The organism is Cellulomonas cellasea, assembly GCF_006538745.1.
Classification (GTDB): Bacteria; Actinomycetota; Actinomycetes; order Actinomycetales; family Cellulomonadaceae; genus Cellulomonas_A; species Cellulomonas_A cellasea.
In genome coordinates this window covers 164,647-189,163 of the sequence record NZ_BJLR01000016.1, presented here as the reverse complement: position 1 = coordinate 189,163, position 24,517 = coordinate 164,647, and the positions used below count along the sequence as shown (strand labels likewise).

Genomic DNA, 24,517 nt, shown 5'->3' with positions numbered 1-24,517 from the left:
GGGCCGCATCACCGGGCCGCCCGCCGGGCGTCGACCGGCGCCCCGGGCGCCCCTGAGGTCAGACGACCTCGCCGCGCCGGAGCGTCGCGAGCCAGCCGCGCGCGTCGCGGAAGTCGTCGTCGGCCGTGCCCGTGTGCACGTCCGCCGGGACGCCGTCGGCCCGCGGGTAGGAGCCGAGGAACCGCACGTGCGGGCACACGCGGTGCAGCCCCATGAGCGCCTCGCCCATGCGCTCCTCCGCGATGTGCCCCTCGGCGTCCATCGAGAACGAGTAGCGGCCGAGCTCGTCGCCGATGGGGCGGGACTCGATCCGGGAGAGGTTCACGCCGCGCACCGCGAGCTGCTCGAGCATCGTGAGCAGGGCGCCGGCCTCGTTGCTCGGCAGGTGCACGACGATCGTCGTCTTGTCCGCGCCGGTGGGCGGCGGGACCTCCCCGGGGCGGCCGATCACGACGAAGCGCGTCACGGCGTTGTCGTGGTCGGCGACGTCCGCCGCGAGGGTGTGCAGGCCGTAGTGCTGGACCGCGGGCGGCGGGACGAGCGCGGCGTCGAACCCCGGGCCGTCGGGTCCGCTCACCGGTCGCCCGGTCGCGACCTGCTCGGCGATGAGCGACGCGGGCGCGGTGTTCGACGTCGCGGGCACGTGCACCACGTCGGGCAGGTTCTCCGCGAGCCAGCGCCGGCACAGCGCCCACGCGTGCGGGTGCGCGCTCAGGCGCCGGACCCGGTCGAGCGTGACGCCCGGCCCCGCGGCGAGCGTGAACCCGACGGGCACGAGCACCTCGCGCAGCAGGACGAGCGGCGAGCCGACCGCGAGCGCGTCGAGCGTCGCCGTCACGCCGCCCTCGGCGGTGCTCTCGATCGCGACGACCGCACGGTCCGCGGCCCCGGTGCGCACCGCCTCGATCGCCGAGACCACGTCGGCCTGCGGCAGGTACTGCGCCTCGTCGGGGCTCACGACCTGGCGCAGGGCCGCCTCGGTGAACGTCCCGGCGGGGCCGAGGTAGGCGTAGCGCAGGGCTGCCATGCGAGGTCCTCCGTCGTGTCGGGGTGTCGGTCGGTGCACCCGTGCCCGCGCCGCGCGTGCGGAGCGGGCGTGGACGTCTCGTGCGTGCGTGCGGGGCGGTCGTGGACGTCCTGGGCGGTCGTGGCACGACGGCAGGGCCACCGGCCCGACGAGCCTAGTGCGACCGTAGGCTGGACCGGTGCCCCTCCCCGACCTCGCGCGCCCGTCCGCGCCGGCGCGTGCCCGGCGCGCGGTGCTGACCGCGGCGCTCGCGGCGGTGCTGGCGGTCGGCCCGGCGCTCGGCCTCGCCGCTGCGAGCGCGGCCGGTGCACCCAGCGCCGTCCCGACGGACGCACCCCCCGTCGTCCTCATCGGCACGACCGGCCTGCGCTGGGACGACCTGGGCTCGCTCACGACCCCCGCGCTGTGGACGCTCTCCCGCGAGGGCGCCGTCGGGACCGTCGCGGCGCGCAGCATCCGCACGTCCGCGTGCCCCGCGGACGGCTGGCTCGCGGTGTCCGCGGGCAACCGCGCGGGCGACCTGCTCGTCGAGGACGGCACGTGCCGCCGCCTGCGCGAGCCGATGCCGGGGTCGGCCGTGCCCGGCTGGGCGGACTACGTCGAGTCGGCCGAGCTCGAGTCGTACGACGCGCGGCTCGGGATGCTCGGCGACACGCTGCTCGAGGGCGGCGCGCAGGTCGTCGGGATCGGCCCCGGGGCGGCGATCGCGCTCGCGGGCTCGGACGGCGTGCCCGTCGGGGAGCACCTCGCCTCCCCCGTCGACCCCGACGACCTCGAGCGCCGCGCCGAGGACGCGCTGGAGACCGCCGACCTGCTCGTCGTCGACGTCGGCTCGGTGCGCGACCCCGGGTACGCGACGCGGTCCCGCCCCGCGAGCGACCCCGCGCTGGCCGGCGAGGCGGTCGACCCGTCGCTCGACGAGGTGCGCGGGACCGACGCCGTGACCGAGCCGACCCGCGGCGAGCAGGCGCAGGCGATCGACGCCCGCGTGCGCGCGGTGCTCGACGCGGTCGACGACTCCCGCACGGGCGCCACGGTGCTCGTGGTCTCGCTCGCCGACTCCCGGCGCAAGGCGACGCTGCAGCTCGCCGCCGCGACCGGGCCCGTCGTGACCGGCGAGGGCACGTACACCGACGCGTTCCTCGTCTCGGGCTCGACGCGTCAGCCGGGGTACGTCCAGGCGACCGACGTGACGCCCACGCTGCTGACCGGGCTCGGGCTGCGCGACGTCGCGCCGAGCGGCGTCGTCGTCGGGGCGCCGATGCTCACCGCCGGGGGGCTCGCGCTCGCGAGCGAGCGGGTTGCCGCGCTCATCGACGCCAACCGCCACGCGCTCGCCACGCAGCCCCTCATGGGGCAGGTCTACCTCGTGCTCGTCGGCATCAACCTCGTCCTCTACGCGCTCGTGTCCGTCGGGCTCAACGGGCGCGTGCTCGACTGGCTCCGGCGCACCGTCGCCCGGCGCTGGCCCGGCCGCGGCCGCCGCCTCGTCGCCGCGACCACCCGCCCGGGCGCGGTCCTGCGCCAGCTGCGGATCGCCGGGGTCGCGGTCGCCACCTACCCGGTCGCGACGTTCCTCGCGAACCTGTCGCCGTGGTGGCGCGCGAGCACCCCGTCGTACGCGCTCGCCGCGCTGGTCGTCGCCTGGATCACGGTCCTCACCGCGCTCGCGCTGCTCCCCCGCTGGGGCCGCTGGCCGCTCGGGCCGCTCGGGGTCGTCGCCGCGGTGACGGCGGTCGTCCTCACGGTCGACGTCGCGACGGGCGCGCGGCTCCAGCTCGCCGCGGTGATGGGCGTCCTGCCGCAGGTCGCGGGCCGGTTCTACGGGTTCAACAACACCGCGTTCTCGCTGTTCGCCGCCGCGAGCATCCTGCTCACGGTCGCGATCACGAACCCGCTCGTCGCCCACGGACGCCGCCGCCTCGCCGCCGGGGTCGTCGCCGTGGTCGGCGTCGTCGCGACCGTGCTGGACGGGCTGCCGAGCATCGGCGCGGACTTCGGCGGCCCGCCCGCGCTCGTGCCCGGGTTCGCGGTCCTCGCGATCCTCGCCGCGGGTGTCCGGCTGACCTGGTGGCGCACGCTCGCCGTGCTCGCGGCCGGCGCGCTGACCGTCACCTCGTTCGCAGTGCTCGACTGGCTGCGCCCCGCCGACTCCCGCACGCACCTCGGCCGGTTCGTCGCGACCGTGCTCGACGGCGGGCTCATGCCCGTCGTCACCCGCAAGCTCGAGCAGAACCTCAACAACCTCGTCGGGAGCGAGCTCACGCTGCTCGCGGCCGGCGGGCTGCTGCTGCTCCTGCTCGTGCTCGGCCGGCCCGTGCGCACCGCGGTCGGCGCACCGGACGGCGGCGCCTACGGCTGGCTGTCGTCGGGGGCGCCGCTGACCCGGCTCGGGACCGACGCCCCGATGCTGCGGCCCGGGCTCGTCGCGCTCGCGGTGACGCTCGGCATCGGCTTCGCGCTCAACGACTCGGGCGTGCTGATCCCCGCGATGGGCGGGGCGCTCGCGGTGCCGCTGCTCGTCGCGGCGTGCGCGAGCTGGATGCTCACGCTGTCGCCGGGCGCACCCGAGGCCGCGGGCTCGGCGGGCGCGGGGTCAGCGGGCGCGGACGGCACGACGGACGGCGACGGGAGCGTCGACGGGCCCGGCGCCGCGCCCGCGGGCGGCCGGACGGCCGGCGACGGGACGGTGGGCGACGAGGCGGCAGCCCACGGCGCGGGTGCCGGTCCCGCCGACCTCAGCGGTGCGTCCGAGGGGGCCGCGGCGCGGGGTTGACGGTCGTGCGCACCGCGCCCGCGGCCCGGCGCACGCGCCGCGCGTTCACGGCGAGCTGCACGTCCCGGTACTGCGCGGCCCGGTGGAGCTGACCCTTGAGGTCGGTGCCCGAGGGCCGGTGCCGCAGGTCGCACGGCACCTCGACCGCGACGAAGCCCTGCCGCAGCAGGTCGATCGTCATGCCCGTCTCGACGCCCCACCCGCGCGCGAGCGGGGTCGCGGCCTCGAACGCCTCGCGCGTGAGGCAGCGCATCCCGGACAGCGGCTGCGTCGGCGTCCAGCCCGTCATGGCCGCGATCGCGCGGCGCGCGGCCCCGACGACGATCCCCCGCCCGCCGGCACCCGGCTGGGGCGGCAGCAACGCGATCGAGAAGTCGGCGGAGCGCTCGAGGACCGGCGGGACGAGCGGCGCGGTGTTGACCGCGGTGTCGCCGAGGTCGCCGTCGATGAACAGCAGGAGGCGCGGCGGGCGGTCCCGGGTGTCGCGCATCGCGACGACGGCCGCACCCGTCTCCATCGCGGCGGCCTTGCCGCGGTTGTGCGAGTGGCGCACGACGACCGCACCGGCCTCGCGCGCGACGTGCTGGGTGTTGTCCTCGGAGCCGTCGTCGACGACGAGCACGAGGTCGACGTGCGGGATCGCGCGCGCCGAGCGCACGGTCGCGGCGATGCGCCGGGCCTCGTCCTTGGCCGGGATGACGACCGCGACCCGCTGGCGCGAGCGCGCTCCCGGGACCTTGGTCGTCGGGCTCGTGAGGGGCTGGTTCGTACGGGGGCCGCGGCGGGGGGGCCGGGTGCGGGACGGCTCGCCGTCGGCCGCGGTGCGGGCCGCGCCGGTGCCGGGCCCGGCGGGGACCGGGGTCGTCACGGGCGCCTCGTCGTCAGCGGCATCCCCGCGCGTCCCGGTCACGGGCGTCAGCCTAGCGAGCCGCCGGGGGGTGTGCCGCCCGCGCCGCGGAATCACCCGCGCGGGGCGGGGGACGGGCGGGCGGCACACGCCGCGGTACGGAACTGCTGGTCAGCGCAGCGTGACCTGGCGGGCGACGAGGCCCGCGCGGGCGCGGCGCGCGTTCGCGTCGAGCGGCGAGGTGTCGGCCAGCGCGGCCTCGAAGCGCGGCGCGAACTCGGCGACGGGCTTCTCGAGCTCCTCCGCCTCGGTGCCGCGCGCGAGCTCCCACACGGGGACGACGAGACCGCTCGAGCGGAAGTAGCCGACGAACTTCGCGTCGTCGAACCCGGACTCGCGGCGCGCGTGCAGGCGGGCGAGCGCGTCGAGGACCTGCTGCTCGTCGTGCGGCTGCGCCCAGCGCAGGAACTCCCGCGAGCCGAGGCGCGCCCAGTACGCCGAGTCGACCGACGTGAGCCGGACCGTCTCGACGATCCCGGCGTCGGCCTCCTCGATCGCGCCCTGGAGGTCGGTCGTCATCTCGGTGTCCGGCGCCAGCCAGTAGGAGAAGCTCGGCTGGACGGTGACCTCGAAGGGGACGCTCAGGTCGAGCACGTCCTGCAGCCGCGGGCCGGGGCCGGGCAGCGCGCCGGGCTGGACCGCGGTGCCGGCCTCGACCTCGATCGCGGCGAGCAGGTGCGCGGCGAGGTCGCGGCTCGCGTCCCCCGAGCCGCTCGTGGTCTGCAGCGCGAGCAGGATCACGCCGTCGGCGCGGTGCAGCGCGGGCCAGCCCATCGGCAGGACGGTCGTGACGAGCACCTCGCGCGAGCCGTGCTCGGCGGTCGTGCGGGCGGTCGCGGTCGCCGCGGGGACGACCTCCTTGAGCGCGACCCAGTCGGGCTCACCGGGGAGCCCCTCGAACGGGCGCAGCACGAACGGGACGGTTGCAGAAGCCATGGGCGCGAGCCTACCGACGCGCGACCGACCCGGCCGCCCGCGGGTGGTGGCCGGGTCGGCCGCGGGTCATCGGTGCGGGGTCAGACCAGGCCCTCCTCGACAGGCAGGTGCCGGATCGACTCGCTGCCGTGCCGCCGGTCCGCCTCCTTGCCGAGCCGGCTCGTCAGCAGGTGCACGAGCTTGTGGACGGCACCGACGCAGGCCTCCTCGGCCGACGGGCCGTGGTTGGTCACCGAGAGGTTCTTGTGCCCGGTGACCTGCGCGTCGAGCGTGCACCGGTGGTCGTTGCCGTCGGAGCTGCCCGACGCCTCGTCCGCCACGTGCACCTCGACCGTCATGACCCGGTCGCCGAACCGCGCGAGCGACTGCTCGAGCGTCTCCTCGACCCGGTCCTGCGTCCTGTCCGCCACGGTCTCGCCGTGCTTGCTGCGCCACTGGATGTCCATGCCTCCACGACACGCGCCGGGGCGGTCGCCCGCAACTCGGACGCGCGTCCGGCGGGACCCTCCTCCGGTGCGGCGGGGGTCGGGCGACGAGGGGCGGGCGCCCCTGTGCCGGGCACTTCACCCGGTGGCAGGATCGGGGGCATGGATCCCCGCGCAGGAACCCCGGCCCAGTCCTCCGACCTCGTCGACGTCGACGCGCTGATCGGCGCGTACTACGACCGCGCTCCCGACCTCGACGACCCCGCGCAGCAGGTGGTGTTCGGCACGAGCGGGCACCGCGGGTCGAGCCTCGACGGCGCGTTCAACGAGGCGCACATCGTCGCGACGACCGCGGCCATCGTCGAGTACCGCCGCTCGCAGGGCACCGACGGCCCGCTGTACATCGGGCGCGACACGCACGCGCTGTCCCGGCCGGCCCTGGAGAGCGCGGTCGAGGTGCTCGCCGCCGCGGGCGTCCAGGTCTACGTCGACGCGCGCGACTCGTACACGCCGACGCCCGCGGTCTCGCACGCGATCCTGCTGCACAACGGCGCGACGAGCACCGAGGGCGTCCGGACCGGCAACGGCGGGAGCTCGCAGGGCACGGGGCTCGCGGACGGCATCGTCGTGACCCCGTCGCACAACCCGCCGCGCGACGGCGGCTTCAAGTACAACCCCCCGCACGGCGGGCCGGCCGACTCGGACGCGACGGGCTGGATCGCGGCGCGCGCGAACGAGATCCTGCGCACCGGCGTCGGCCAGGTGGCCCGCACGCCGCTCGACCGGGCGCTCAAGGCCGACACGACGCACACGCACGACTTCCTGGCGGCGTACGTCGACGACCTCGCGAACGTGCTCGACCTCGACGCGATCCGCTCGGCGGGCGTGCGGATCGGCGCCGACCCGCTCGGCGGCGCGGCCGTCGAGTACTGGGGCGCGATCGGCGAGCGGTACGGGCTCGACCTCACGGTCGTGAACCCGCACGTCGACCCGCAGTGGGCGTTCATGACGCTCGACTGGGACGCGAAGATCCGGATGGACTGCTCGTCGCCCTACGCGATGGCGTCGCTCGTCAACCGGATGACCGCCGCGGGTGCGACCGCGCCGTACGACGTCGCGACGGGCAACGACGCCGACGCCGACCGGCACGGCATCGTCACGCCCGACGCGGGCCTGATGAACCCCAACCACTACCTCGCGGTCGCGATCCGCTACCTGTACTCGGGCGCGCGCCCGGGCTGGAACCCCGACGCCGCGATCGGCAAGACGCTCGTGTCGTCGTCGCTCATCGACCGGGTCGCCGCGTCGCTCGGCCGCCGCCTGCTCGAGGTGCCGGTCGGCTTCAAGTGGTTCGTGCCGGGCCTGCTCGACGGCTCGGTCGGCTTCGGCGGCGAGGAGTCCGCGGGCGCGTCGTTCCTGCGCCACGACGGCCGGGTGTGGACGACCGACAAGGACGGGCTGATCCTCGCGCTGCTCGCCTCGGAGATCATCGCCACGACGGGGAAGTCCCCGTCGGAGCACCACGCGGAGCTCGTGTCGGAGTTCGGCGAGTCCTGGTACGCGCGGGTCGACGCGCCGGCGACGCTCGAGCAGAAGGCGACGCTCGGGAAGCTGTCGCCCGAGCAGGTCACGGCGACGTCGCTCGCGGGCGAGGACATCACGGCGCGGCTGACCGCGGCGCCCGGCAACGGCGCGTCGATCGGCGGGCTCAAGGTGACGACGGAGAACGCGTGGTTCGCCGCGCGTCCGTCCGGCACGGAGAACGTCTACAAGATCTACGCCGAGTCGTTCCGCAGCCCCGAGCACCTCGCCGAGGTGCAGGTCGCGGCGAAGGACGTCGTGTCGGACGCGCTGGGCTGAGCCGCCCGCCGGCCCTGACGCCCCGGTCACCCCTCGCCCGACGGCGGGGTGGTGGCCGGGGCGTCGCCGTACCTGGGCCGGGTCACCACCCCGACGTCGCGGCCCGTCGGCGCCCGGCGGGTGACAGGAGCGTCCGCCGGGCGGCGCGCGTCAGCCCTCGCGGTGCGGCGGCTCCTGCACGAGGTCCGCGTACTCGGCGTGCCGCTCGACGTACTCGCGCACGAACGGGCACAGCGGCACGACCGGCACGCCCTCGGCACGCGCCTGGTCGAGCGCGAACCGGGCGAGGCTCGAACCGACGCCGTGGCCGGCGGCCGCGTCCTCGACCTCGGTGTGCGTGATCACGAGCGCGCCGCCGCGGCGCTGGTAGCCGACGACGCCCACGAGCGCGTCCTCGGGGGTGCGCGCCTCGAAGCGGCTCTCCTTCGGGACGTCGGAGTAGGTCAGGTCGTCCGGGGTGAGGGTGCTCATGCGGACGATCTTGCGTCGCTCCGACGCCGCGCGCCACGGCTGGCGGACCGCGCCCGTCGGCCCGCTCCCGGGGGCCGGAGCCAGTCGGCCCGCTCCCGGCGGCCCGCGTCAGCCGGCCCGCGTCAGTCGGCCTGCGTCAGCCGGCCCGCTCGCGGCGGCCCAGCGTCAGCACCACGTACGCCAGCCCGCCCGCGACCAGCCCCCAGAACGGCGAGGCGACCGTCAGCACCGTGAGCCCCGAGGCGGTCACGGCGAGCGTCACGAGCGCAGCCTCGGAGGTCGGGGCGTCCCCCGAGAAGGAGTCCTTGGTCGCCCCGAGCAGCGCACCGAGGAGCGCCGCCCCCGCGAGCGCCGCGACGAGGTCCCCCGGGATCGCGAGGAACAGCGCGACGAGCCCGCTGCTGACGAGGCTCAGCGCGAGGTAGAAGACGCCGCACCACACGCCCGCGACGTAGCGGCGGCGCGGGTCGTGGTGCGCCTCGCGCCCGGTGCAGATGGCCGCGGTGATCGCGGCGAGGTTGATGCCGTGCGCCCCGAACGGCGCGAGCACGGTCCACACGGCCGCGGTCGAGCCGACGAGCAGCCGGTCGTCGGGGTCGTAGCCGTCGTTGCGGAGGACGGTCAGCCCGGGCGCGTTCTGCGAGGCCATCGTGACCACGAGCAGCGGCAGCCCGATGCCGACGACCGCGCCCAGGTCGAACGTCGGGACGGTGAGGTGCGGGCCGTCGATCCGCAGCGTCACGTGCGGGTTGCCGAGGTCCCCGGTGAGGACCGCGAGCAGCACCCCGACGACGAGCCCGCCGAGGACGGCGTACCGCGGCGCGACGCGGCGCCCGACGAGGAACGCCGCCACCAGCCCGCCCGCGACGAGCGGCGACGCCTCGACCGCGAGCGCCGCGGTCAGCACGAACGGGAGCAGGACGCCCGCGAGCATCGCCGAGAGGACCTGCCGCGGGACGAGCGCGAGGAGCCGCCCGAACAGCCCCGAGAAGCCGAGCACCGTCGCGACGACGCCGGCGACGAGGTACGCCCCGACGACGTCGGAGAACCGGTAGCCGCCGAGCGTGGTCACGAGCAGCGCCGCGCCGGGCGTCGACCACGCGGTGACGACCGGCTGCCGCGTCGCCCAGCTCAGCACGAGGCACGTCAGGCCGCTGCCGAACGAGATCGCCCAGACCCACGACGTGGTCTCCGCCACGCTCAGCCCGGCGTCGTCGGCGGCCTGGAGCACGATGAGGAACGGGCCGGTGTAGGAGACGAGGACCGCGACGAAGCCCGCGACCACGGCGGAGACGGAGGTGTCGCGCCGGAGCGAGCGGCGGACCGGCGCGTCCCCCGCGGCAGCGGGCTGGGCCGGCCCGACGCCGGGCACAGGCAGGGTGCCCCCGGTCGGGGCGGCAGGCCCCGGCGCGTCCGGGCTCCCGGGGGCGGGGTCCGGGGTGCGGGGCGTCGGGGGCTCGGCGGTCGCCATCGCGTCAGTCAACCCGGCGGACCGCGCCGCCGTCCCCGGCGTCCGCGATGAGGGCAGCGTCCGGCGCGGGCTGCCGCTGTCCGCGCCGGACGCTGCCGCCGCCGCTGCCGCTGCAGCTGCCGCTGCCCGCGGTCTACCGCCCGTCGAGGGCCCACTCCGGCGCCACCGTCGGCCGCAGGCCCCGCGGCTGGACCGGCTCGACCGGCGCCCCGGGCGCCGACGGGCCCGGCGGCGCGGGGTACGGGGAGCCGGACGACGACGGCGTGGGCATCGGGAACGTCGGGCGCGGGTCCGGGTCGTTGCACGAGCTCAGGACGTCGAGCGGGTCGGCGCCGCAGGTGTCGGGCCCGTCGCCGCCGTCGAGCCGGTCGTTGCCCTCGACGCCGTCGGAGCCGAGCAGCGTGTCCGCGCCGCCGGCGCCGCGCAGCAGGTCGGCGCCGGGCCCGCCGACGAGCGTCTCCCACCACCGCACGCCGGTCAGCACGTCGTCGCCGCGCCCGCCGACGAGCTCCTCGATGTCGGGTGACGCGTTCCAGGGTTCCGGGACACCGACCGCGTCGCCCTCGCCAGGCGCCCCGTCCCCGCCGACGCCGTCGAGCGACACCGTGACGGGTCCCGTGCGCGCGCCGTAGTCGGCGACGTCGCGGCCGGGGCCGCCGAGGAGCTGGTGCGCGCCGTCGGGCTCGGCGCCGGTGACGAAGCGGTCGTCGCCCTGCCCGCCCTCCGAGCGGCCGCTGTCCGCGCCGCCGTCGAGCACGTCGGAGCCCCAGCCGCCCTGGAGGAGGTCGTGGCCGTCGCCGCCGAGCAGCACGTCGTCGCCCTCGCCCCCGATCAGGACGTCGTCCCCGCCGAGCCCGGACACGCGGTCGTCGCCGGCGCCCGCGCAGACCACGTCCGCGCCGGGCGTGCCGGTGAGCTCGTCGGGGCCGTCGGTGCCGCGGACCGTGCACGGGTGGCCCGGCGCGGTGTCGTAGCGGACGTAGTCCCACGTCGAGCTGCCCTGGAAGGTCTCGAAGCCGAGGGCGACCGTCCCGGAGCCGCGCCCGGCGAACGTGCGGTCGAGGACGGTGCGGCCGTCGACGGTGAGCAGCAGGTGCTGCCCGCGCGCCTCGAGGTGGTACCGGTGCCAGCGTTGCGTGCTGAGCGGGATGACCTCGCTGCCCGCCCCCGGGTGGATGATGCACAGCTCGCCGGGGCCGAACCCGAGCTGCACGAGGTCCGTGGTGTCGCCCACCCACAGGAGCGTGGCGGGGCCACCGCTCTGCTCGTCGAAGCACGCGCGCGTCGTGTCGGCGCCCAGCCGCATGCGGAAGTCGACGTCCCACCCGGTCAGGCGGTTCGCCGACCCCGTCCACTCCACCGGCTCCGTGTACTCGAGGAGCATGACGAGCGTCTCTGCGCCGATCGTGATCGCACCGCCGCGGGTCGTCGCGACCGGGTCGCCGCTGAACCCCCGCACCTGCCAGGGGGCGGACGGGGGGCGCCGGAACTCCTCGCGCTGGACGTCACCCGCCCAGGCCGGGCCGGGGGTCAGCAGCAGGGCGGCCAGGACCGCGACGGCGGTCAGACCGAGCCGGGTTCGTCTCATCGTCGAGCTCCCCACGTGAAGGTGGTGAGCACGCTAGGGGCAGCCGGGGTGCGCGGGAGCGGGCCGCGGTGTCCGAAAGGCTTCACGGGGCGCGACGCCGCACCTCCGGGCAGTCCGGGGACGCCGGGGACGCCCCGGGGACGTCCTCGTGGGGCAGGCCGCGCGTGACACCGACCACACGGTCGGATTTCCGTAGGGCGGCGTCGGAGGCCGGTGCGACACTGGACGGGTGCTCCGCCCCTACCGTGACATCCTGTCGCGGCCGGGCGCACTGGCGTTCTCCGCGTCGGGTCTGCTCGCACGCCTCCCCATGTCGATGGCCGGGATCGGCATCGTCCTGCTGGTCGAGGCGCTGTACGACTCGTATGCGCTCGCCGGTCGCGTCTCGGCCGTCTACGTCCTGACCCAGGCCCTCTGCTCCCCGCGCCTCGCGCGCCTCGTCGACCGCCACGGCCAGGCACGCGTCATGCGGCCCGCGATCGCCGTCGCCTCCGCCGGGCTCGTCGGCCTCACCGTCGCCGCGGCCGTGCACGCGCCGACCCCCTGGCTCTACGCGACGGCGGTCCTCGCCGGCGCGACGATCGGCTCGTTCGGGGCGTTCGTGCGCGCCCGCTGGAACCACCTCGTGCGGTCGCCGCGCGAGCTGCACTCGGCGTACTCGCTCGAGTCCGCGGCCGACGAGCTCGTGTTCATCGTCGGGCCCGTCCTCGCGACCACCCTCGCCGCCGGGGTCACGCCGACCGCCGCGCTCGTCGTCGCGGTCGCCGGGATGCTCGTCGGCGGCTACTGGTTCCTCGGGCTGCGCGCGTCCGAGCCGCCGCCCAGCCCGGCCGTCGTCGGCGCCCCGCGCACCCGCTCGGTCATGCGCTCGGGCGGCATGGTCGTGCTCGCCGTGGTGTTCGTCGGCATGGGCACGGTGTTCGGCGCGACCGACGTCTCGACCGTCGCGTTCGCCGAGGAGAACGGCCGCCCCGACCTCGCGGGCGTCGTCCTCGCCGTGTTCGCGGCCGGCTCGCTCGTCTCCGGGCTGCTCTACGGGGCGAAGCACTGGGTCATGCCGCTGTGGAAGCGGTTCGCGCTCGGCATGGTCGCGCTCGGCATCGGGGCGTCGCTGTTCGTGCTCGTGACGTCGATGACGGTGCTCGCCGTGGTCATGTTCGTCGCCGGCTTCGCGATCGCGCCGACGATCATCAACGGCAACGGGCTCGTGCAGCACTTCGTCGCGCGCGAGCGGATCACCGAGGGCCTGACGATCGTCGGGACGACGCTCGGCGTCGGCGTGTCCGCCGGGGCGTCGCTCGCCGGGCTCGCGATCGACGCGAGCGGCTCGCACGGCGGGTTCCTCGTGGTCGTCGGCGGCGCGGGGCTCATGGTCGTCGCGACCGCGGTCTCGCTGCGCACGCTGCGCGCCGGCACGGCCGACCTCGGCACCGGGGTCGACGAGCCCGCACCGGCCCGCGAGGACGCCGGGCGCTGAGGCCGCCGTCGACCCGTCGTGCGCGGGCCGCCCGGAGCGCCGGCCGCGGCCGTGCCACACCGCCCCTCCTGCGCCCGCCGGACGTGCGGTCCGCGCGGTTCCGGGCCGCCCCCGGTACGCGGGTCGCTAGGGTCGGCGGGTGCTCGACGAGACCGCCGACGTGCGTGACGACGCCGTCCTCCCGCAGACCCTTCACGCCCTCGCGCGCGTGCTCGCACCGCTCGGCGAGCCCGCCCGCGTCGAGCTCCTGACCGGGGGCACGTTCGCGACGACGTACCGGGTGACGCTGACCGACGGCGCGCGCGTCGTCGTCAAGACCGCGCCGACCGACGCCGGCCGCCTGCTGCGCTACGAGCACGACCTCGTGCGGACCGAGGCGCAGGTGTACACGCTCGCCGCCGACCGGCCCGACCTGCTCATGCCGCGCGTGCTGCTCACCGACTTCTCCCGCACGGTGCTGCCGAGCGACGTCGTCGTCGTGAGGCACCTCGACGGCGTCCCGCTCGTCGACCTGCGCGAGCCGGCGCCGGCCGTGGGCGCCCCGCGTCGACCACGACCTCGGGGCGTTCATGGCCCGGCTGCACACCGTGACCGGGGAGCGCTTCGGGTACCTGAACGCGGGTTCCGGGCTGCACGCGCCGACGTGGCCCGAGGCGTTCGGGCTCATGCTCGGTGCGCTGCTCGACGACGCGGCCCGCTGGGGCACGCCGGTGCCCGACGCGGACGTCCGGGCGGCGCTCGCGCGGCACACCGACGCGCTCGCCGAGGTCACGACCCCGGTGCTCGTGCACGGCGACCTCTGGGCGGGGAACCTGTTCGTCGAGCCCACGACCGGGGAGCTCGTCGGCGTCATCGACACGGAGCGGTCGCTGTGGGGCGACCCGCTGTACGAGCTCGTCGGCGCCGACCAGATGGGCACCCGGACGGCCCCGGCGACCGTGCTCGACGGCTACGCGTCGGCCGGCGGCGCGTTCGCGCTCGACACCGTCGCGGGCCGCACGCGGCTGCAGCTCTACCGGCTGTACCTGAGCCTCGTGCTGGTCATCGAGATCGCGCCCCGCGCCTACACCGGCGACTGGATCGGCCCGCACCGGGCGACCGCCGAGCGGCTCGTGCGCGGGGCGCTGGACGTGCTGCTCGGGCGGTGAGCGCTGCGGGTGGGTGCGGGGCAGGTCCGCCGCCGCGCCACCGCTCGCCGGCGCCGGCGCCGGTGCCGCGCGCCCCGTCCGGCTCGGCCTGGCCGGCCGCTCGTCGTGCGCCGCGTCAGCCCGGCAGGTCGTCGAGCACGCTGAGCGCGTCGCGGACCTCGGCCATGATCGCGGTCATGGCCCGCTCGGCCTCGGCCGCGTCACCGTCGTGCACCGCGCGGGCGACGGCCTCGTGCGCGACGAGGGCCTCGGGGCGCACGATGTCCGGCATCAGGCCGTGCCGCGTGCGGCCCGCGAGCACCTCGGTCACGACGCCGGTCAGCGCGGCGAACATCTCGTTGCGGCTCGCGCGCAGCAGCAGGCCGTGGAACTCGACGTCGAGGTCGAGGAAGACCTCGCGCGCGCCGTCCTCCCCGTGCGCGCGCATCTGCGCCGCGAGGTCGACGATCCGGGCCCGGTCGTGGTCGGTCGCGTAGCGGGCCGCGGCACCGGCCGCGAGCGGCTCGACGGCGGCCCGCAGCTCGGTGAGCGAGCGCAGCTGGGCCTCGCGCTCGCTGCCCTGCAGGCGCCAGCGGATGACGCGCGGGTCGAAGACGTCCCACTCGACGACGGGCCGGACGACGAGACCCACGCGACGCTTGGAGGTGACGAGCTGCATGGACTCCAGGAGGCGCATGGTCTCCCGGGCGACGGTCCGCGAGACGCCGAACCGCTTCTGGATGCGGTCGAGCGTGATGACCGCCCCCGGGCGGATGACGCCGCCGGTGATCTCCTGGCCCAGGGCGTCGAGCACCGAGCTGTGCAGCACCTCGGCGCCCACGCCCGCTCACCTGCCCCTTCGCACGGTGCCGGCCGGGAGAAAGAGCCCGGGCCGGTGGGCCCTCGCGGCCCGGCGAGAGAGTACCGTGCACGCCCGACACGTACATTGGTATCATCTTTCATGAACCGGCTGCGGGTGCGAGGATGACGCCAGAGCAGACGACGACGTCAAGGAGCGCGCACGCATGAGTGAGATCCAGCACCTGGTGGTCATGGGGGTCTCCGGATCCGGCAAGACGACCGTCGCCCGCATCCTCGCGGACCGCCTGGGCTGGCCCTTCGCCGAGGCCGACGACCACCACCCCGAGGCGAACGTCGCGAAGATGGCCGCCGGGACCCCGCTCACCGACGAGGACCGCTGGCCCTGGCTGCGGATCATGCGCGACTGGCTCAGCGAGCAGGCCGCCGCCGGGCGCTCGACCGTCATCACGTGCTCGGCGCTCAAGGTCGCCTACCGCGACGTGCTCCGTGAGGCCGACGGCCGCGTGCGGTTCGTGCACCTCGCCGCCGCGCCCGAGGTCATCGGTGGACGGCTCGAGCACCGCAGCGGCCACTTCATGCCGCCGTCGCTCCTGCCCTCGCAGCTCAGCACGCTCGAGCCGCTCGCCGAGCACGAGGACGGCGTGAGCATCGCGGTCGACATCCCGCCCGAGGAGGTCGCCGACGCCGCGCTGCGCGGACTGGGGCTGGGCGCGGTCACCGCCTGAGCCAGGCGGTGACGCCTGGGGGCTCGCGCTCCGCGTGGCCGTCGCTCGGTCGTGACCTGACAGATGCCGACGGTGCCGTGCGCCGGACGCCTGTGCTCAGAAGATCAGGCACGTGTCGCAGGCCCGCTCACGTCGTGGGCCATCCGCGCCGACTGTCATCACGACAAGGTGGGCTCCCTCGTCGTACAGAGTCTGGAGGCGCGCCGTGCTCGACCTCGGGGACGTGGCGCAGTGGTGGGCAGACCTCGTCGTCGACGGGATGGTGAGCCGCGCGATCCGCCGCCGACGTCGCCGCAGGGTCGACGCCGCTGTCGCCGCCGGCCGAGCCGCGACGTTTCCGGGCTGGGTCCTCGGATCCCGGCCTTGCTGCCGGCCGACGGGCGGTCTCCTGGTCGTGACGCACGAAGACCAGGTCGGTCACGTGGAGCGCGCGATCACCCGAGGCTGACGACAGCCCTCCAGGGACGCCGGTGAGACCCGTACCCCGACGGTCGTTCTCGTCCGCGCAGGAGGCGCTCGTCGCAGGGCCCAGATCGTGCGCGTCTCCATACGAAACGAGACAGTGGTGTGACCGCGGGCCCGCGTGAAGCCGCACAGCGTGGAGGACCAGTGATCACCCGTGACGACGTGCTCGCCGCCGAGCGGCGCATCCGTGGGCGGGTCCGCCGCACGCCGGTGATGGCCGTCGATCCGGGGACCGGCGACCTCTGGCTGAAGTGCGAGTTCCTGCAGCTCGCGGGCGTGTTCAAGACCCGAGGTGCGTTCAACCGCATCCTCGCCGGCCTCGAGACCGGCACCCTCGACCCGGCGAAGGGCGTCGTCGCCGCGTCCGGCGGCAACGCCGGCCTCGCCAACGCCTACGCGGCCGCGCAGGTCGGGGTCGCGGCCACCGTCTTCGTCCCCGAGACCGCACCGGCGGTCAAGGTGGCCCGGCTGCGCGAGTACGGCGCGACCGTGCGGCAGGTCGGCCAGGAGTACGCCGAGGCGTACCTCGCGGCGATCGACTTCGCCGACGCTGCGGGCGCACTGTTCTGCCACGCCTACGACCAGCCCGAGATCGCCGCCGGAGCCGGAACCATCGGCGAGGAGATCCTCGCCGACGTCCCCGACGTCGACACCATCGTCGTCGCGGTCGGCGGTGGTGGCCTGTTCGCCGGCATCGCCGCTGCGGCCGAGGGCCGCGCCCGGGTCGTGGCGGTCGAACCCACCCGCATCCCTACCTTGCACAGCGCCCTGCACGCCGGGGAGCCGGTCGACGTCGCCGTCTCGGGTGTCGCGGCGGACGCGCTCGGGGCGCGACGCATCGGGACGATCGCCTTCGACGTCGCCCAGCGCACCCGGCCGGTCAGCGTCCTCGTCGACGACGAGGCGATCACGGCCGCCCGCACCGCCCTCTGGCAGGACTACCGCATGGCCGTCGAGCACGGGGCAGCCGCCGCGTATGCCGGGCTCACCAGCAACGCCTACCAGCCAGCGCCCGGCGAGCGGGTCGCCGTCGTCATCTGCGGCGCCAACACCGACCCCGCCACCCTCGCCTGACCGCACGGTGAGCTCCCCACCAGCGTCGTGGTTACGCTCCGCGTATGGCGGGTGCGAGGAGCAAGGACAACGGCCGCGGGGTCGGCATCGGTATGGCACTCGGGGCCGGCGTCGGGGCCGCCATCGGCGCAGCGACCGGCGAGATCGCCATGTGGCTCGCGATCTGCCTCGGGCTCGGTATCGCGTTCGGAGCGTCCGCTGACGCGCGCGCGAAGCGGGCGGACCCGCCCGCGCACCGCCCCGAGCCGTAGCCGGCCGCGCCGGGCAGGCCCGTGCGGCTCGGCCGACCTGCCCGCCCATGCCGGCGCCCCGTGCATACCTGCACTGAGACGGGCGTGCGCCGTGACCCGACTGGACCAGTCAGCGCGCCGTCCGCCCCCTCGCTGCCGGCGCGGACCGGTACGGTCGACAGGACCGTCCTCCTCCGTCGTCAGGGGTCATCGTGCACGAGCCCGAGGCGCAGCCGACCGCCGTGGACTACACGACGCTGCCGGAGCGCATCGCACTGGAAGACACCATCGCCACGCAGGAGAGCCAGCACGCTCCCGACCCGACGATGGGCCGCGACACGGAGACCGAGTTCATGGTGCGCAACGCCGGCTGACCTCGGGCCACCGGTTCACCCCGAGACGAGCACGAACCGGCTCGACGTTCAGGCTGCCCCCCCGCAGCCGGCGAGGACGACGTACGGCAATCGTTCCGGAGGACACCTCAGGTCGAGAACCACCCGGACAGGTACGTCGCGGAACCGAGGTGTCCTCGCGAGAGGTCGCCGCTCGTCGTCCCAGTACGCCGGATGGTCCGGCGGTGCGGGACGCGAGCGGCACCAGCGGCCGCCGGCGCCCGCCCGGCTCACCCACGGAGACTGACATGACCGCACCGACGCCCTACCTCCACCTCCCGGGCACGGCTCGTGCCGCTCTGACCTTCTACGCCGAGGTGTTCGGCGGCGCCGCACAGCTGCACACCTTCGAGGAGTTCGGCAGGACCGACGGCCCGGCGGACGCCGTCGCCCACGGGTACCTCGTGGACGGGCCGGTCGCGCTGTTCGCAGCCGACGTCGCCGGGGACACGCCCTCGTTCAAGAGCCAGGGGATGATGCTCTCCCTGCTCGGGGCGTCCGCACCCTCCGACCTCCGCACCTGGTTCGCCGCGCTCTCCGAGGGCGGCGAGGTCGTGGACGACCTGCAGACGCGGGCCTGGGGCGCGACGGACGGGCAGGTCATCGACCGCTTCGGCCTCCACTGGCTGATCGGGTTCGAGGGCGACGAAGGCTGAACGCTCCGGCGCACCGGTCGGGCTGGGTGAGGCACTCCGCGCTTGCTTCACCTCGTGGCGGCGCTCCGCGGGACTCGGGCTCGCGGGATGCCGGGGGCGTGACTCACGTGGATGGCGCCCCGGGCGTCGGCGTTGCACTGGACGCGGTGTACGGGCAGACGGAGCCGGACTTCCGCTGGGTGACCGAGCACCGCTGGCAGGACGGGGGCCCCGACCCGCTGGACGAGGTCCTCGTCTACACCCGCACCGAACCCGTGCCGCACTGGCACTACGTCGCGGTCGGCCTGACCTCGACCGCCGTCGGTCCCCCCGACGCCCGCCATGTCCTCGACGATCCCGAGGACGGTCGCGGTTGGACGTTCGAGCTCACCGCCCGCCTGGCCCGCGCCGACGGTCCCGAGCACGAGCACCCCCCGGTGTTCATGGTGAACCTGCTGCAGAACCTCACGCGCTACGTCGTGGAGTCGTTCACCCCGTTCGGGCCCGGCCACACCATGGACCTGTACGGCCCGATCCAGCAGGACTCGGTCACACCCGTGGGGCAGGTCCTGTTCATGGAGGACCCCGAGCTCGGACGCGGCCCTCGCGGGGACACCCGTGACGCCGGCGCCGACGCGATCGACTTCCTGCAGGTGGTCGGCCTGACCGCCGACGAGGCCGCCGCGAAGAAGACCTGGACCGACACGGGCTTCGCTGCGCTCTACGAGCAGTACCACCCGCTCCTGGTGACTCGGCTCGACCGGGACTCGATCCTCACCGACCCGCGCGCGCTCGCCGCCGTCGAGGCCGGCCGCGCCGCAGACGGGTCCTCCCTCGGGGGACTGGTCGTCGAGCAGCTCACCGTCACCCGGGCCGGCCGCCTCGCACGGCTCCGACGTCGAGCTCCCCTGACCGTCACCCTCGGCGCCAGCGTGGTGGACACCCTGCGCGTCGCGCTCCCCCTGCGCATCGGTGCTGGGGACGACTTCTCCCTCGAGAGCGAGCACGCCCGCGTGACGTTCTCACCCGAGGCGCACGGCGACCCGCACGAGCACGAGCCGGGTCACTGGGTCATCGGCCTGACCCTGCGACAGGCCGAGGCCGTCGCCACGCAGCTGCTCCCCCGAGCCGGTAGCTACCGGTCAGCCGAGCTGCCCGCTGTCGACTTCCTCGTCGAGCGCACCACCGTCCGCGACCACGACGACACGCCGCTCCGCACCATCGGCTGAGCGTCGCACGCACCTCGACCTTCGTCCAGGTTCTGGCCGCCGTCCTGATGAACGCGGCAGGATGGCGTCGTGCGCGCCGAGTCGGACCCCGAGAGACCGTCGAGCACGCCGCGCGTCGTCCCGGAGGTTGCGGCGGGCCTGCGCGCGTCGCGCGCGGAGCAGTTCGAGGACGCGCTGCGCGCCGCCGTCGACATGGGTGAGGCCGGCGACCGCCTGCTCGCGGAGCTCGACGGCCTCTCGGGCTGGCGCCACGTTCTGGTGACCGCGGCACTGGGAGACGTGCGCGGACCGGCGGGCCGAGCCGTGCTGCTCCGGACGCTCTCCACCGGGGGAGCCGGCACCTCGGACCTGCGCTGCGCGGCCACGCTCGCCCTGGCCAAGCGAGACGAGCCCGGCGCCACCCCAGCCCTCGCCGGCCTCGTCGACGACCGCGATCACGCCGTGCGGCTCTTCGCACTCTTCGGCCTGGCAGCGATCGGAGACGATTCGGCGTACGACGTCGTGCTCGCCCGGGTCACGGCGATGCTCGCCCGGCGGCGCACCACCGAGGCGTTCGACTTCTCCCCGCTGACCCTCGCCGTCACTCACCTGCTCCGCCACGTCCACCAGGACGCACGACGAGCGAGCGACCTCACGTCCCTGCTGCGGCGGCGACGGCAGCACATGACGCCCGGCGAGCACGGCTGGTTCACCGAGCACTGGCCTGACCTGGACGCCCCGGACGTCTCGGGACCTCACCGGCTCCCCGACCCCGGCCCGTTGCAGAGCCAGCTGCTCGCACATCCGCTGTATGCCTCCTCCGCGGTGCACTGAGCGCACGCATCCAAGCCCATCTCGCGGCTCTGCCGAGATGAGCGTGATGTTGCGGTGGGTGCTCGCCCGTGTCGTCTAGTGACGCCGCCTCGCGAGCCCGAGCGCTGCGGCCTGAGCGGCGGCGCCCGACGCCGTGAGCCGCACGAGCGCCTGCTCCACAGCCAACAGCCGGATCTGCTGCATCCAGAGGTAGTCCCGTTCCGCGTCGCTGGGCAGGGCCAGGTCCCGGATGCCCAGCTCGCCCGGCCGGGGCGTCAGGTAGTGGATGAGGCGACCCTGGACGGCCCCCTGGTGCTGCAGGAGGAGCGCCGTGGCGGCGCCCGCAGCGAGGCGCCCGGCGTTGACGTCCGCCAGGAGCAGCTCGAAGGCGTCGATCACGTGCCGGATCCCCGTGATCGGCTCGTCGTCCAGCTGGGGCAGTGCCCACGCCAGGGCGTCCGGCCCGCGGGCCGGCTCCGGGCCGACCGGCTGGGTGTCGGCACGCTGCACCGTCATGAGCCGGCCGACGGCCTGGTTGCCGGCGGTGACCTGGAGCGCGAGGAGCCCGTGCGGCCCCGCGCGGTCCCCTGCGCGCACCGCTGGGCGGTTCGTCTCGCGCTGGGCGACGTCTCGCGACTCGTACTCGTGCATAGCACCCCGTCGTCAGGGCCTGCGTGCGGCGGTCCGGAAAGTCTCGTCGTCGCCGTGCGCGTCGGTCAACACCGCACGACGAGACACCGACCGGGTACGCGCCCGCGAGAGCAGACTCACGCTCCGGAGGCGCGCAGACGACGCCACGCGGATCTCAGGCCGTCGAGCTCGGCCGCCGGGAAGGGCCTCCCCCACACCTGCTCGTAGCTGGACGGCCCGTGCTCGTGCAGCACCGCATCGAAAGCGCGCACCGACACACGGGCGAACGTCGACAGCGCGGATGCCCCGCTCCACGCCGGCGCCCAGAGCGAGCCTGCCCCGGCGGTCCCTGCGCGATGCTCGATGGCCACCTCGAGCACTCCGGCTGCCGCCGTCAGCGTCCAGCGGTACTCCGCCGGCTCGCCCACGAACGTGAACGTCGTCGAACCATCCCAGGCGCACACGTGGGTCAGTCCGCTCAGGAGGTTTTCCGGAGCGTCCGTCACGTACGAGGCCGGCACGACCACGCGCCCGTCGGGCGTCTCGAGCTCGCACTCCGCCCACCCGTGCTGGGCGATGCGCCACACGAGCGACAGCTCCGTCACCTCGTCCCCTCCCGCAGCTCCGGCATGACTCGGACACAGGTGTCTCACACCTGAGCGCAGTGTCGCTGAGCCTTCACCAGGTACATCGAGCATCGCGCGCTCCGGTTCCCGACGGGGAGGTGCGCCGCCCTACGGTGGGCCGGTGACGGTCACCGCGCAGGACGAGTTCAGGTCCCTGGTGAAGGACCACCTCGGACCGCGCCTGCGAGAGCTCGGGTGGACGGGGTCGGCCGCGGCCTGGGTGCGTCCGCACCTGACCCACTGGGTGCTGCTCGGCTGGCAGAAGGGCAGGTACTCCACTGCCGCGTCGGTGGACTTCACTGCCCACCTCGCCGTCATGTCCAAGGACGCGTGGGACGCCGAGAACATCCCCGCGGGCCGGCGCCCCCGGACACCCGCGTCCGGGACCCTGGGGTGGGGGGTCGGGTGGCAGGCCTCCATCGGGATGCTCGTGCCCGGGACCGCGGGAGACCGGTCCTGGTACGTGCGGCCCGGCGACGAGCTCGCCGCGATCGCCGGCGAGGTGATGCGGGACGTCGTGACCTACGGGCTTCCCGCGGTCGAGCGCGAGCTCGCCGCTGCGGCGGAGCGACCACCGGTCTGCTGGGCCAACGTGGGCGGCCGCAACTGGTTCGAGGCCTGCGGGCGCCCCGCCCACGTGGAGCACCGTTCGGCGGACCGGCGACGGCTGCGCTGCCCCGAGCACGCGAGCACCTGACGCCGCCGCCGGGCGTGCATCCCGTACCGTCGGCGCGTGCTGCTGTCGCTCGATCCGCCCACGCCCGCCGAGTTCGTGCGGCTGTACGCCGGTACCGGCTGGGGCTCGCTGGACCCGCACCGTGCCGAGCAGGCGCTGGCGGGCAGCTGGCTGGTGTGCGTGGCACGGGAGGACGGGCCTGACGAGGAGCTCCTCGGGATGGCCCGCGTCGTCGGTGACGGGGCGCTGCACGCGTTCGTCACCGAGATGATCGTGCGCGAGGACGTCCGCGGGCAGGGCGTGGGCGCGCAGATCCTGGAGCACCTGGTGACGGAGTCCCGTCGTCGGGGCGTTCACGACGTCCAGCTGTTCGCGGCTCGCGGTCGGGCCGGCTTCTACGAGCGCAACGGCTTCCGGAGACGGCCGGACGACGCGCCCGGCATGGAGCTGGCACGGGACGCGTAGACGCAGCCAGAGCGGCGCGGGTGACCCCGCCGGCACTGCCGACCCCACCCGCCCGACCTACCCTGGGCCCATGGCCGCGCACGACGTCTGGCAGCTGCACCACGGCGGTCGCGTCGTCGCGTCGCTGCACGTGACCGAGGCGGACTTCCCGTGGCGGCGCGCGCACGTCGAGCCGCTCGACGGGTTCGAGCTCCTCGCCCCGCTGCTGGCCGAGGAGGCCCGCCTCGCCGCGGACGCCGACGAGGCGGCGACCCCCGAGTGGGTCGTGGCCCGGGACCGCGTGCGCGCGGTGACCGGCCTGACCCGTCCCGACGGGCGCGAGGTCACGGGGTACCTGCTGCACGTCGACGGCGCCGAGGCGTGGTGGCGCTGCGGCGAGGAGCCGTGCGACGGCGGGCCCGAGGCGGTCGGGCGGACCCGCTAGCCTCCACGGCCATGGGATTCTTCCGCCGCCGTCCGTCCCTCGAGCAGGTCCGCGCACGTCAGGACGAGGGCATCGCGGCCTTCTGGGCGTGGTGGCTCGCCGAGGGCCGCGCGCAGGCCGCCGCGACGTTCGACGGCGAGGACGGTGAGGCGGTCCGCCGGCTCGGTCCGGTGCTCGCCGAGCACGTGCACGCCGTCGACCCCGATCTGTCGTTCGAGACCGGGTCCGGGCGTGCGGCCCGCCACGTCCTCACGGTCACCGCGGCCGGGAACCCGGACCTCCGCGACGTCGCCCGGCGGTGGCTCGACGCGGCACCCGCGGCCGACGACGCGTTCGAGTACGCCGACTTCCGCCGGCCGGTCGCCGACCCGTCCGGCATCGCCATCGGGCTCGACGAGCACCGGACCGTCGACCTCGCGTCCGCGACCGTCGTGGCCGTCGTCGAGGGCGGCAAGGTGCACGTGCAGGTCAGCCACCCGGAGTTCGCCGCGCTGCCCGACGACGCGCAGGGGCAGATCACGTTCCTGCTGCTCGACGCGCTCCTGGGCGAGGAGGCCGTCGAGCGCTGGGTCGGTGAGGTCGCCTGGGCCCCGGCGCACGGCGTCCCCCCGGTCCCGCTGCTCGAGCTCCCGGCGCTCGTCGACGGGGTGCGCGGCCCGGCGTGACCCGTCGACGGACCCCGGGACGGCGCGAGGCGCCCGGTCGTGGGACCGGGCGCCTCGTGCGCGTCGTGCGGGGCTCGAGCCGGGGTGTCAGTACCCGCGCGTCGGCTCGTCGTGCGTGCCGCGCGAGTCGGGCGTCGTGAAGTCGTCGCTCGACTGGATGTCCGGGGTCGTCCCGACCGTGCCGGACACGTCGCCGGCCCACTGGGTGCCGGACGGCGAGTCGGCCGAGTACGCGATGTCGTCCGTCGACCCCTCGTTGCCCTTGGATCCGGTCAGGCCGGTGCTCGCGACGGCGCCCTTGACCGCGGACGTCGCCTTGTCCTTGAGCGTCGAGCCCTGCTCCTTCGCGAACTGGGCGGCCTGCGACTCGATCGTGCTCACCTTGGACTGCACGCGCGGGTCGTTCCAGAGGTGGTTCGCCTTGGCCTTGATGACCTCGAACTGCTGGCGGCCGGCGCGCGTGCCGAGCACGTACCCGACGCCTGCGCCGACAAGGAACACTGCCTTGTTCTTCATGTGCGGTCCTCCGTCTGCTGGGGGGAGCGGACGTCTCCCGAGGAGCCGAGCCTAGGGAGGTGTGTCCGGTTCCGCCTCTCAGGACG

26 protein-coding genes are annotated in these 24,517 nt (G+C 75.4%); 15 read left to right on the top strand and 11 right to left on the bottom strand.

What is annotated here, in order from left to right:
- Positions 1-58 precede the first annotated feature (58 nt).
- Complete coding sequence (gene pheA / locus CCE01nite_RS08000) at positions 59-1,027, bottom strand: prephenate dehydratase (RefSeq protein WP_034628284.1); 969 nt, start codon at positions 1,025-1,027, stop codon at positions 59-61.
- A gap of 178 nt (positions 1,028-1,205) precedes the next feature.
- Between pheA and CCE01nite_RS07995 the strand changes: the two genes are divergently transcribed.
- Positions 1,206-3,803 carry a hypothetical protein gene (locus CCE01nite_RS07995; RefSeq protein ID WP_141372159.1) on the top strand — a complete coding sequence of 866 codons (2,598 nt, stop codon included), beginning with the start codon at positions 1,206-1,208 and terminating at the stop codon, positions 3,801-3,803.
- On the opposite strand, the gene CCE01nite_RS07990 is transcribed toward CCE01nite_RS07995, so the two are convergent.
- From CCE01nite_RS07990 to CCE01nite_RS07980, 3 genes are all read right to left on the bottom strand, one after another.
- Positions 3,766-4,500 carry a glycosyltransferase family 2 protein gene (locus CCE01nite_RS07990; RefSeq protein ID WP_141372204.1) on the bottom strand — a complete coding sequence of 245 codons (735 nt, stop codon included), beginning with the start codon at positions 4,498-4,500 and terminating at the stop codon, positions 3,766-3,768. The two genes, CCE01nite_RS07995 and CCE01nite_RS07990, sit on opposite strands and share 38 nt — an antisense overlap.
- A gap of 321 nt (positions 4,501-4,821) precedes the next feature.
- Positions 4,822-5,646 (bottom strand): DUF5926 family protein, encoded by an 825-nt coding sequence (locus CCE01nite_RS07985; protein ID WP_141372158.1) that lies wholly within the window; start codon positions 5,644-5,646, stop codon positions 4,822-4,824.
- A gap of 80 nt (positions 5,647-5,726) precedes the next feature.
- Positions 5,727-6,092 (bottom strand): HPF/RaiA family ribosome-associated protein, encoded by a 366-nt coding sequence (locus tag CCE01nite_RS07980; protein WP_141372157.1) that lies wholly within the window; start codon positions 6,090-6,092, stop codon positions 5,727-5,729.
- A gap of 141 nt (positions 6,093-6,233) precedes the next feature.
- Here CCE01nite_RS07980 and pgm point away from each other — a divergent pair, with 141 nt between their 5' ends.
- Complete coding sequence (gene pgm / locus CCE01nite_RS07975) at positions 6,234-7,931, top strand: phosphoglucomutase (alpha-D-glucose-1,6-bisphosphate-dependent) (RefSeq protein ID WP_141372156.1); 1,698 nt, start codon at positions 6,234-6,236, stop codon at positions 7,929-7,931.
- Between the two features lie 150 nt (positions 7,932-8,081).
- Here the strand turns inward: pgm and CCE01nite_RS07970 are convergent, their stop codons facing one another.
- The 3 genes from CCE01nite_RS07970 to CCE01nite_RS07960 form a co-directional block, all read right to left on the bottom strand.
- Positions 8,082-8,402: a GNAT family N-acetyltransferase gene (locus CCE01nite_RS07970; RefSeq protein ID WP_141372155.1), complete on the bottom strand. Its 321-nt coding sequence runs from the start codon at positions 8,400-8,402 to the stop codon at positions 8,082-8,084.
- Between the two features lie 136 nt (positions 8,403-8,538).
- A complete protein-coding gene (locus CCE01nite_RS07965; RefSeq protein WP_141372154.1) occupies positions 8,539-9,873 on the bottom strand; it encodes a benzoate/H(+) symporter BenE family transporter in 1,335 nt (444 codons plus the stop codon).
- 133 nt (positions 9,874-10,006) lie between these two features.
- Complete coding sequence (locus CCE01nite_RS07960; RefSeq protein ID WP_052103842.1) at positions 10,007-11,461, bottom strand: calcium-binding protein; 1,455 nt, start codon at positions 11,459-11,461, stop codon at positions 10,007-10,009.
- Between the two features lie 229 nt (positions 11,462-11,690).
- On the opposite strand from CCE01nite_RS07960, the gene CCE01nite_RS07955 reads away from it, so the two are divergent.
- Both CCE01nite_RS07955 and CCE01nite_RS07950 read left to right on the top strand, forming a co-directional pair.
- The gene (locus CCE01nite_RS07955) at positions 11,691-12,938 is read left to right on the top strand and encodes an MFS transporter (protein WP_034627609.1); all 1,248 of its coding nucleotides are present in this window, start codon (positions 11,691-11,693) and stop codon (positions 12,936-12,938) included.
- Positions 12,939-13,507: 569 nt separating this feature from the next.
- Entirely contained in the window at positions 13,508-14,086 is a 579-nt protein-coding gene (locus tag CCE01nite_RS07950; protein ID WP_141372153.1) for a phosphotransferase, read from the top strand.
- A 115-nt stretch (positions 14,087-14,201) separates the two neighbouring features.
- On the opposite strand, the gene CCE01nite_RS07945 is transcribed toward CCE01nite_RS07950, so the two are convergent.
- Entirely contained in the window at positions 14,202-14,906 is a 705-nt protein-coding gene (locus CCE01nite_RS07945; RefSeq protein ID WP_034627613.1) for a FadR/GntR family transcriptional regulator, read from the bottom strand.
- Positions 14,907-15,090: 184 nt separating this feature from the next.
- Between CCE01nite_RS07945 and CCE01nite_RS07940 the strand changes: the two genes are divergently transcribed.
- The 7 genes from CCE01nite_RS07940 to CCE01nite_RS07910 all read left to right on the top strand — a co-directional run bounded on the left by CCE01nite_RS07940 (position 15,091) and on the right by CCE01nite_RS07910 (position 20,450).
- Positions 15,091-15,612, top strand: coding sequence for a gluconokinase (locus CCE01nite_RS07940; RefSeq protein ID WP_034627616.1), 522 nt, complete (start codon positions 15,091-15,093; stop codon positions 15,610-15,612).
- Between the two features lie 609 nt (positions 15,613-16,221).
- Positions 16,222-17,151 carry a threonine/serine dehydratase gene (locus CCE01nite_RS07935; RefSeq protein ID WP_034627620.1) on the top strand — a complete coding sequence of 310 codons (930 nt, stop codon included), beginning with the start codon at positions 16,222-16,224 and terminating at the stop codon, positions 17,149-17,151.
- A gap of 44 nt (positions 17,152-17,195) precedes the next feature.
- Positions 17,196-17,402: a hypothetical protein gene (locus CCE01nite_RS07930; protein ID WP_034627623.1), complete on the top strand. Its 207-nt coding sequence runs from the start codon at positions 17,196-17,198 to the stop codon at positions 17,400-17,402.
- A gap of 191 nt (positions 17,403-17,593) precedes the next feature.
- On the top strand, positions 17,594-17,755 hold the full coding sequence (locus CCE01nite_RS07925) for a heme biosynthesis protein HemY (RefSeq protein ID WP_246056369.1): 162 nt from the start codon (positions 17,594-17,596) through the stop codon (positions 17,753-17,755).
- Positions 17,756-18,021: 266 nt separating this feature from the next.
- The gene (locus tag CCE01nite_RS07920) at positions 18,022-18,429 is read left to right on the top strand and encodes a VOC family protein (protein ID WP_034627630.1); all 408 of its coding nucleotides are present in this window, start codon (positions 18,022-18,024) and stop codon (positions 18,427-18,429) included.
- A gap of 98 nt (positions 18,430-18,527) precedes the next feature.
- On the top strand, positions 18,528-19,637 hold the full coding sequence (locus tag CCE01nite_RS07915) for a suppressor of fused domain protein (protein WP_169743997.1): 1,110 nt from the start codon (positions 18,528-18,530) through the stop codon (positions 19,635-19,637).
- A gap of 69 nt (positions 19,638-19,706) precedes the next feature.
- Positions 19,707-20,450, top strand: a complete 744-nt coding sequence (locus CCE01nite_RS07910; RefSeq protein ID WP_034627633.1) for a HEAT repeat domain-containing protein — start codon at positions 19,707-19,709, stop codon at positions 20,448-20,450.
- Positions 20,451-20,525: 75 nt separating this feature from the next.
- Here CCE01nite_RS07910 and CCE01nite_RS07905 read toward each other — a convergent pair whose 3' ends face one another.
- Positions 20,526-21,080, bottom strand: coding sequence for a hypothetical protein (locus CCE01nite_RS07905; RefSeq protein WP_034627636.1), 555 nt, complete (start codon positions 21,078-21,080; stop codon positions 20,526-20,528).
- A 116-nt stretch (positions 21,081-21,196) separates the two neighbouring features.
- Positions 21,197-21,646, bottom strand: a complete 450-nt coding sequence (locus CCE01nite_RS07900) for a hypothetical protein (RefSeq protein WP_141372152.1) — start codon at positions 21,644-21,646, stop codon at positions 21,197-21,199.
- Between the two features lie 160 nt (positions 21,647-21,806).
- Here CCE01nite_RS07900 and CCE01nite_RS07895 point away from each other — a divergent pair, with 160 nt between their 5' ends.
- The 4 genes from CCE01nite_RS07895 (at position 21,807) to CCE01nite_RS07880 (ending at position 23,915) form a co-directional block, all read left to right on the top strand.
- A complete protein-coding gene (locus CCE01nite_RS07895) occupies positions 21,807-22,382 on the top strand; it encodes a DUF4304 domain-containing protein (protein ID WP_034627643.1) in 576 nt (191 codons plus the stop codon).
- Between the two features lie 36 nt (positions 22,383-22,418).
- Positions 22,419-22,826 carry a GNAT family N-acetyltransferase gene (locus tag CCE01nite_RS07890; protein ID WP_034627645.1) on the top strand — a complete coding sequence of 136 codons (408 nt, stop codon included), beginning with the start codon at positions 22,419-22,421 and terminating at the stop codon, positions 22,824-22,826.
- 70 nt (positions 22,827-22,896) lie between these two features.
- Complete coding sequence (locus CCE01nite_RS07885; RefSeq protein WP_034627650.1) at positions 22,897-23,250, top strand: hypothetical protein; 354 nt, start codon at positions 22,897-22,899, stop codon at positions 23,248-23,250.
- Between the two features lie 11 nt (positions 23,251-23,261).
- Positions 23,262-23,915: a hypothetical protein gene (locus tag CCE01nite_RS07880; RefSeq protein WP_052103844.1), complete on the top strand. Its 654-nt coding sequence runs from the start codon at positions 23,262-23,264 to the stop codon at positions 23,913-23,915.
- Positions 23,916-24,002: 87 nt separating this feature from the next.
- Here the strand turns inward: CCE01nite_RS07880 and CCE01nite_RS07875 are convergent, their stop codons facing one another.
- Positions 24,003-24,431: a YtxH domain-containing protein gene (locus CCE01nite_RS07875; RefSeq protein WP_141372150.1), complete on the bottom strand. Its 429-nt coding sequence runs from the start codon at positions 24,429-24,431 to the stop codon at positions 24,003-24,005.
- Positions 24,432-24,517: the final 86 nt, after the last annotated feature.

What these genes read in the sequence shown, in the direction of transcription:
- pheA (WP_034628284.1), bottom strand. Translation starts at nt 1,027, where the DNA reads ATGGCAGCCCTGCGCTACGCCTACCTCGGCCCCGCCGGGACGTTCACC.
- CCE01nite_RS07985 (WP_141372158.1), bottom strand. Translation starts at nt 5,646, where the DNA reads ATGGCTTCTGCAACCGTCCCGTTCGTGCTGCGCCCGTTCGAGGGGCTC.
- CCE01nite_RS07980 (WP_141372157.1), bottom strand. Translation starts at nt 6,092, where the DNA reads ATGGACATCCAGTGGCGCAGCAAGCACGGCGAGACCGTGGCGGACAGG.
- pgm (WP_141372156.1), top strand. Translation starts at nt 6,234, where the DNA reads ATGGATCCCCGCGCAGGAACCCCGGCCCAGTCCTCCGACCTCGTCGAC.
- CCE01nite_RS07970 (WP_141372155.1), bottom strand. Translation starts at nt 8,402, where the DNA reads ATGAGCACCCTCACCCCGGACGACCTGACCTACTCCGACGTCCCGAAG.
- CCE01nite_RS07965 (WP_141372154.1), bottom strand. Translation starts at nt 9,873, where the DNA reads ATGGCGACCGCCGAGCCCCCGACGCCCCGCACCCCGGACCCCGCCCCC.
- CCE01nite_RS07960 (WP_052103842.1), bottom strand. Translation starts at nt 11,461, where the DNA reads ATGAGACGAACCCGGCTCGGTCTGACCGCCGTCGCGGTCCTGGCCGCC.
- CCE01nite_RS07950 (WP_141372153.1), top strand. Translation starts at nt 13,508, where the DNA reads ATGGCCCGGCTGCACACCGTGACCGGGGAGCGCTTCGGGTACCTGAAC.
- CCE01nite_RS07940 (WP_034627616.1), top strand. Translation starts at nt 15,091, where the DNA reads ATGAGTGAGATCCAGCACCTGGTGGTCATGGGGGTCTCCGGATCCGGC.
- CCE01nite_RS07930 (WP_034627623.1), top strand. Translation starts at nt 17,196, where the DNA reads ATGGCGGGTGCGAGGAGCAAGGACAACGGCCGCGGGGTCGGCATCGGT.
- CCE01nite_RS07920 (WP_034627630.1), top strand. Translation starts at nt 18,022, where the DNA reads ATGACCGCACCGACGCCCTACCTCCACCTCCCGGGCACGGCTCGTGCC.
- CCE01nite_RS07905 (WP_034627636.1), bottom strand. Translation starts at nt 21,080, where the DNA reads ATGCACGAGTACGAGTCGCGAGACGTCGCCCAGCGCGAGACGAACCGC.
- CCE01nite_RS07885 (WP_034627650.1), top strand. Translation starts at nt 22,897, where the DNA reads ATGGCCGCGCACGACGTCTGGCAGCTGCACCACGGCGGTCGCGTCGTC.
- CCE01nite_RS07880 (WP_052103844.1), top strand. Translation starts at nt 23,262, where the DNA reads ATGGGATTCTTCCGCCGCCGTCCGTCCCTCGAGCAGGTCCGCGCACGT.
- CCE01nite_RS07875 (WP_141372150.1), bottom strand. Translation starts at nt 24,431, where the DNA reads ATGAAGAACAAGGCAGTGTTCCTTGTCGGCGCAGGCGTCGGGTACGTG.